Genomic DNA, 1,588 nt, shown 5'->3' on the forward strand with positions numbered 1-1,588 from the left:
AGCGGCCAGCACCCGAAAGACATAGCGACCTACCTCGGCAAGACCTTCGTACACTACCTCTTAATCGTCTGCAGCAAGGCCAATGATACCTGTCCGAGAATCTGGCCGGGCATGGCCGTAGAGGAAAACCGCATCTACTGGCCGATTGAGGATCCCGCCGCAACAGAAGGGAGCGAAGAAGAACGGCTCGAAGCCTTTCGTCGCGTGCGCGACGAACTGCAGGCGAACCTGGCCGACTGGATTGAAAAAGCCTGAACAAAGCCTGTGAACGATTCAGACAGAACCTGAGGCAACCCTCTTGTGTCGTTTCCACGGCTTGAATTTACGGTGTTTCCCCCTATGGTATGTTCGCCGCTTTATGGTAACAGAAAGCGCTCAATGTTTTTTCTGCTTCAACATACTTCAGTGACTCTCTACCCGATACCCTCCCATTGAATTTGACGGTATTAAACCAGGGATTGTTGATCTGTCATGCAGACATAATCTTGATTGTTGACGCCGGTGAGGAGGATTTTGCATCGGCTTTCGGGTATCCGGGATGATCGTTCGGCTGGTTCCTCTTTCGGTTCACCGGGTCGGCGGGACTTTCCCGGTGCTTCTGCTGAACGGGATGTTCCTCCCACTTATTATTTCTCGATAGCCGCCCTGTCGATGTGGAGTACTTCAGCAGGAAGAGTGATCTCGGAAATTCCAAAAGCTTACGCTGAAAGCTAATTTGAAATATATCGTATGTTTCAGGGTCGCCTGTTCGATAAACCATTGCAACCCATTCCCATGCCCTCATTCAGCCGCTATATCGGTATAGATTATTCCGGAGCCGAGACGCCCGGATCAAGCCTTAAGGGGTTGCGGGTATATGAGGCCGACAGGGTGCACGCTCCCGTTGAGGTGTTGCCTCCGCCCGGCCCCCGCAAGTACTGGACGAGACGAGGTATAGCTGAATGGCTCAGTGGCCGGCTGGATGAGGGTGTGGCTTCTCTTGTGGGCATCGATCATGGGTTTTCCTTTCCTTTGCGTTATTTTGAAGTACACCACATTGAGCCTGATTGGGATGTGTTTCTTAAGGATTTTCAGGAGCACTGGCCTACTGACGGGGAGAATACCTATGTTGATTTTGTTCGGGACGGTTTTCGTGGCAATGGTGCTGCCCGTTCTGGCAAATCCCGCTGGCGGCGTATTGCAGAAGAGCGTGCCGGGGCCAAGTCGGTCTTTCATTTTGATGTGCCCGGTTCAGTGGCGAAATCAACCCATGCCGGTCTTCCCTGGCTTCTGTATCTGCGCAACCGTTTTAGCAGGGACCGCCTGCATTTCTGGCCGTTTGACGGATGGAGGGTGAGTGGGGAGCAGTCGGTTCTTTGTGAAGTGTATCCGTCGTTGTGGAGCAAAGGGTTTCCCCGCGAGGATAGGACAGGCGACCAGCATGATGCATATTCTGTAGCGGCAATGCTTCGGCAGGTTGATCTTGATGGAAGCCTCCCCGAACTCTTCTGTCCCGAGATGCTTCCCGGTCAGTATCATGAGGCGCAGCTGGAGGGGTGGATATTGGGTGTGCTGTAGGCAATGCTTTATGGGTGTGCTGTTTTTATGA

2 protein-coding genes are annotated in these 1,588 nt (G+C 52.9%); both read left to right on the forward strand.

Annotated features, from left to right (window positions below):
• Positions 1-255, forward strand: a 255-nt coding sequence (locus tag EKD02_RS09800; protein WP_500681130.1) for a low molecular weight phosphatase family protein, incomplete at its 5' end; no start/stop codon positions are given.
• 474 nt (positions 256-729) lie between these two features.
• A complete protein-coding gene (locus EKD02_RS09810) occupies positions 730-1,557 on the forward strand; it encodes a hypothetical protein (protein ID WP_011890371.1) in 828 nt (275 codons plus the stop codon).
• Positions 1,558-1,588: the final 31 nt, after the last annotated feature.

The organism is Chlorobium phaeovibrioides (assembly GCF_003968655.1).
GTDB classification, from domain to species: Bacteria; Bacteroidota; Chlorobiia; order Chlorobiales; family Chlorobiaceae; genus Chlorobium; species Chlorobium phaeovibrioides.